Raw genomic sequence first — 5,772 nt, 5'->3', positions numbered from 1 at the left:
GTGAAATCATGGAAAACCGAAGGAAACCTGCGCCTCCCGCCGCCACGCTCGACATAAACTGCGACTGCAAAGAATATATCATCGACTATCTCGAGCGCGCGTTCCCGACGCGGCAGATGCAGATCTTCAAGGACGACACCGGTACGCCGCGCTCGCTGCCGATGACCGACGAGAACGGCAACCCGGTCTACAATCCGGAAGCCGAGGCGGCGCGGGCCGAACTGATCGAAAAACTCTGCGCGATGCCGCCTATCATGTCGGCGCTTGATGCCCTGCTCGAACATTTCGGTCACGATACGGTTGCGGAAGTCACCGGCCGCACCAAGCGCCTGATCACGGCGAGCGACGGCCGGCAGAAACTTGAAAGCCGGTCCGCGCGCACAAGCCAGGCCGAGGCGGCGGCGTTTCAGGCGGGCCGCAAGCGGATCCTCATCTTCTCCGATGCCGGCGGCACCGGCCGCAGTTACCATGCCTCGCTCGACGCGGCGAACCAGGAGCAGCGCGTCCATCTCCTGCTAGAGCCCGGTTGGCGCGCCGACCGTGCGATTCAGGGTCTCGGCCGCACCCATCGCACCCATCAGGCAACCACGCCGCTGTTCCGGCCGGTCACCACGGACTGCAAGGGCGAGCTGCGCTTCACCAGCACGATCGCAAGGCGATTGGACAGTCTGGGGGCGCTCACGCGCGGCCAGCGCCAGACGGGCGGGCAGGGGTTGTTCGACCCGGCCGACAACCTTGAGAGCGAATATGCCTGCGCTGCCCTCCTGAGCTGGTTCGACCTGCTGGCGGGGGGCAAGCTCGCCAGCACCACGCTCGACGAATTCCAGCATCGCACCGGCCTTGAACTGGTCGACAAGGATGGCGTCCTCAAGGATGAAATGCCGCCTATCCAGCGATGGCTCAATCGTCTCCTAGCGCTTCCGATCGCTCTCCAGACCAGCATCTTCGACGAATTCCTCGCTCTCATCGAAACCCGGGTCTCGGCGGCGCGCGATGCCGGCCGCCTCGATGTCGGGGTCGAAACGATCCTGGTCGATCGGGCAACACTTATCGACGACGTCGTGCTGCGCACCGATCCGCTCACCGGCGCGACGTCGCACCTGCTCACCATCGAGATCGAACGCCGGCGCAATCCAGTCTCGCTGGAGCGCATCCTGCGGATCGCCAATGGCGATGTCAGCGCCCGCTTCATGATCAATCGCAAGTCCGGCAAGTCCGCGCTCCGGACCCGGGCGCGGGCCCTGATGGAGGAGAAGGAAGGCACGCCGATCCCGCGCGTCGAGATGATGCGGCCGACGCGCAACGAATATATGCGCGAAGACGATCTTTATGAATCGTCCTGGGAGGAGGTGACACGCGAGATGTTCAGCACAACCTGGGCAGAGGAGGCGGAAGCGGCCCGTCAGGCCGTGGACAGTGAAACGATCCGGCTTGCCACAGGCCTGCTCCTGCCCATCTGGTCGGCGCTGCCGAACGACCATCTCGCGGTCAACCGCATCGTCGATGGCGAAGGGCGGTCATGGTTGGGGCGCCTCGTCTTCGACGATCATGTTCCCCAACTCTTCGCCAAGCTCGGTATCGACCGCGCGGAAATCCTACCGGTGGACAGCGTGGTCAAGGCGGTGACAGCGGGGCGGAGCATTGATGTCTCGCACCCGTTTCCACTCACCATCAAGCGCTCGATCGTCAACGGCTCGCCTCGCATCGAACTGGTTGGCTGTCCGCACGATCGCCTGCCGTGGCTCAAGTCGATTGGCTGCTTTACCGAAGTGATACAATATCGGACCCGTGTGTTCGTGCCACTGCCATCGGCCGAGATCATTTTGTCTGGCATCTTCGAGGATCGAAGTTGATGGCTCTCCGACGGTTCAGGCACAGGCGACAGCGTTCACAAACCGGTGAGGGCGGCCATCGCCTGCAAGCCTATCCCAAGCCGTTCGCTTTGCGCTGCGGTGGTCCAGTGTGTTTTCGCGTTGCAGATACGAGCGAATCGGTGAAACCTTTCGGGACCGAAGAAGTTCAGAAGTACTGGGCACAATTGGAACCTTAAGGGGCGTAATATGCAACGCTTCATCCTGCGCGAAAACTTGAAGAAATTCAGGGCTTGCCTGGGCGCAGACGTTGCTGACACCGAGCGCACCTATCTGCTCCAGCAGATCCGGTCCATTCAACGCGAGCTTGCATTGCTGAACGCCGCCGCACTTGGCGCACAGAGATATCCTATTGAATTTGGTTTCTTATCAACACGGGATCGAAGCCTTTTCCACCGCCTGACGGAGACCGCCGCCGAGCCTACGATGATCATCGACCCGAGGGCTGGTATGCGCATCCTCGACGTCAACGAGGCGCATACTGCCATCACCTATACCGAGCGCCGCAAAGTGACCGGAGAAAGGCTCTTTGACGTCTTTCCGGACAATCCGGGTCTCGAGGATGCGACTGGCGTCGCGAGCTTGTTCGATTCCATCCGAATCGCGGCACGGGGACGGTGCCAGCATGCGATGAAAGCACAGCGCTATGACCTGCGGGGTTCCGATGGGCGGTTTCTCGAGCGCTATTGGCAGACGGTGTCCGTTCCTATCCTAAATGACGAAGCGCAGCTGGTTTGCATTCTGCACCAGGCACGAGATGTCACCGAAACAATGGGCGCTGCAGGTTTCACTGGTCATTGACGACATCTGTTCGCGTCTCATCGGCGCCCGGCGCCGCTCTCACAGGTCTATTGGGCCCATGTGGCGGCCCAGGGTTCGAGAGGGAAGGGGGGAGTGAAGCTGGTGTCCGGGCTGATCCGGATGCCAGAAGGAGTTCCTCCGATGACCACAACCGTAAAGCTCTCGAAGCTTACGCTTTCCCCCATCAATGTCCGCAAGCGGCCCGACGATCTCCTGGAGATTCCGCAGATGGCCGCCGATCTCGAAGCGCGCGGCGTCCTGCAGAATCTGCTCGTCACCCCGGTCAAGAAGCCGCGCGGCACCTTCGAGGTGTTCGACGGCGGCCGGCGGCTGCGCGGCCTCCTGATGCTCGCCGAGCGGGGCGTGATCGACGCCGAGACCTACGACGTTCCCGTCAAGGTGCTGGTCGGCGACGAGGCGACGCTGTCCGAAACCTCGACGGCCGCGAACTTCCATCAGCTCAAGATGACGCCGGCTGAGGAATGCCGGGCCTTCCAATATTTCATCGGCCTCAACAACGATATCGACGGCGTCGCCAAGCGCTTTGGTCTCACGCGCCGGTTCGTCGAAGGTCGCCTGCGTCTCGCCACGCTGGCCGAGCCCATCTTTGAGGCGCTGAGCGACGGTACGATCACCCTTGACGTCGCCAAGGCCTATGCCTCGACCGAAAACCAGGAGAAGCAGCTCCTCGTCTGGAACAGCTACGGCACCAGCTATTCCAATGCCGACACCATCCGCCGCGTCATCGCCAACGAGACGATGAAGTCGACCGATCCGGTGGCGATCCTGGTCGGTGAGGACCGCTACGCCGAGGCTGGCGGCAAGATCGACCGCGACCTCTTCAGCGACAGCGGCGACAAATGGGTCAACCCTGAGATCGCGCAGCGGCTTGCGGTCGACATCATGGAAGCGGAAGCCAATCGAGTCGGTGAAGAACTGGGCCTCGCTTGGATCCGTCCGATCGCGTCGAATTATACGCATAGCGCGGCGGCGGGCCTCTACCGGGTGATCCTGCCGCAGCCTGACTTGACCGAGGAGCAGCTGGCTCGGCTCGAGGCAATTGCGCAGCGCCAGGAAGCTATCGCCGAGGAGATGGACGACGAGTCCATCGATGAGGACGCCTACAAGGCGCTCGACCAGGAATATGATGCGCTTTCCGAGGAAGAACATGCGCTCCACAACATCCCGCCGGTGCTGACCGATGAGTTCAAGCCGCTCGTCGGCGCGTTCCTCAAGTTGACGCCCAGGGGCGAGATGGTCCTCGACACCGAATATTACAGTGAGGAGCCGGTCCGCGTCGGCGGCTCGGGAGACGACGGCGAGGACGACCACGGTGATGACGCCGACGGTGACGGGTCAACCGGCTCGGGCAGCAGCTACACGCCGCCAGCGCCGCCGCCTGAGGCGATCGCTCCGGGTGGCAAACCGCTCAGCGCCCGGCTCTACGACGAGTTGGCGATGCAACGGCGCGACGTGCTCGCAGCGACCCTGCTTAGCCATCCGGCCCTGGCGCTCGACTATGCGCTCTTCGTCATGATCGACGATCGCGCCAGCACGTTCAGCGCCTATGGCTCGACCCTTCGTGCCCGCTCACCGCAGGACCCGGTGAGCGGCGAGCAGCCGGCGACGCGCGCGCGGGGCTATCTCGCCGAGGCCCATGACGGACTCGATGCGAGCTGGCTGGAGCATAAGTCCGAGGTCGATCGGTTCGAGGCGTTCCGCGCGCTCGACGACGACAGCAAGGCTGCCTGGCTCGCTTACATCGTCGCGATGTCTCTCGAGGCGAAGGCGAGCTACCGCGCCGAGCAGTGCCCGCTCCACAACCGGCTGGCGACGATCATGGACGTCGATGTCGCAAGCTGGTGGCGGCCGACTTCGGAGAACTTCTTCGATCGGATCAGCAAGGGTTCGATCCTGACCTTGCTGGCCGATGTTGGCGGCGCGGCGCTGACCGCGCGTCACGCGACGATGAAGAAGTCGGAGATCTCGGAATCGTGCGCAAAGCTGTTCGCAGGCGAAGCGATTGTCGAGCCGGAGGTGCGGGATGCGGCGCTCGCCTGGGTCCCGGACGCCATGCGCTTCCTCGACAAGACCGAGGCGGACGACCTCGAACCCGTCGAGGGCGATCCTGAAGATCAGGCGATCACTGATATCGAGGATGCGGAAGGGGCGGACGCCGACGAGCTTGAGGCCGACGCACAAACGCCGGATCAGGACGCCCTCGCGGCCTGACATCTCTCTCTCCTTTATACCTTGCCGCCGGCGCGCATGTGCGTCGGCGGCATTTTCTCATTCCGCTTGGGAGACCTGCCATGTCTGCTCCAAAACGCACAAGCCGTGACGTCGCCGCGGAAATCACTGACCTCATCATCCGCAAGCTCGAAGAGGGCGTCCCGCCATGGTCGAGGCCCTGGCGGTCGAACGGGGCAGGGGGGCGGCCTCTGCGTCATTGCGGAACGCCGTATCAGGGCATCAATACGCTCTATCTGTGGGCGCTCGGCGATGCCCAGGGCTATCGTTCGCGCTACTGGATGACCTGGCGCCAGGCGGCAACGCTGGGCGGGCACGTCCGCAAGGGCGAGACCGGCGCTCTCTCGGTCTATTATTCCTCGTTCAAGAAGTGCGAGGAGCATCCTGAAACCGGCCGGCAAGTGGAGCGGAGCATCAGGTTCCTGCGCCATTATATCGTGTTCAACGCCGATCAGATCGACGGCCTTCCACCTTATTTCTATCCCTCTGACGAACCGGAGCAGCCTCTGGTGCCGTCCGAGCGGCAGGCGGCGATCGACGCCTTCTTCGCGGCCATCCCCGCAGACGTTCGCCATGGCGGAAGCCAAGCCTACTTCGCCCCGACGTTCGATCATATCCAGCTGCCGAACCGAACGGCCTTTCGCAGCATGGACCATTACGCGTCCACACGCTGCCACGAGACAGTCCATTGGTCGGGCCATGCCAGCCGGCTTGCACGGACCTTCGGTAAGCGCTTCGGTGACAAGGCTTATGCGTTCGAGGAATTGGTGGCATTATCTGGACAGTCTGCGCCGCTCGCAACTTTGCAGTAAGGTCGGCGATGGACGCCCACGGTAGGCAGTAATCAGGC

At 62.9% G+C, this 5,772-nt stretch carries 2 protein-coding genes and 2 pseudogenes; all 4 read left to right on the top strand.

The features are described 5' to 3' along the window. Positions 1 to 68: 68 nt before the first annotated feature. Positions 69 to 1,853 (top strand): annotated as a pseudogene (locus tag L3X40_RS20725) (strawberry notch C-terminal domain-containing protein); the annotation flags it as partial. A gap of 207 nt (positions 1,854 to 2,060) precedes the next feature. Beyond that, positions 2,061 to 2,672: a PAS domain-containing protein gene (locus L3X40_RS20720; protein WP_092960026.1), complete on the top strand. Its 612-nt coding sequence runs from the start codon at positions 2,061 to 2,063 to the stop codon at positions 2,670 to 2,672. Positions 2,673 to 2,813: 141 nt separating this feature from the next. Beyond that, a complete protein-coding gene (locus L3X40_RS20715) occupies positions 2,814 to 4,904 on the top strand; it encodes a ParB/RepB/Spo0J family partition protein (protein ID WP_237367262.1) in 2,091 nt (696 codons plus the stop codon). A gap of 80 nt (positions 4,905 to 4,984) precedes the next feature. Further along, a pseudogene (locus L3X40_RS20710) lies at positions 4,985 to 5,728 on the top strand (ArdC family protein); the annotation flags it as partial. Between the last annotated feature and the right edge of the window lie 44 nt (positions 5,729 to 5,772).

It is taken from the genome of Rhizorhapis sp. SPR117 (genome assembly GCF_021742065.1).
This window is presented reverse-complemented; position numbering and strand designations above follow the sequence as displayed.

Bases quoted from the DNA above. Each gene is read 5' to 3' on its own strand.
- L3X40_RS20715 (WP_237367262.1), top strand. From the start codon at position 2,814: ATGACCACAACCGTAAAGCTCTCGAAGCTTACGCTTTCCCCCATCAAT.
- L3X40_RS20720 (WP_092960026.1), top strand. From the start codon at position 2,061: ATGCAACGCTTCATCCTGCGCGAAAACTTGAAGAAATTCAGGGCTTGC.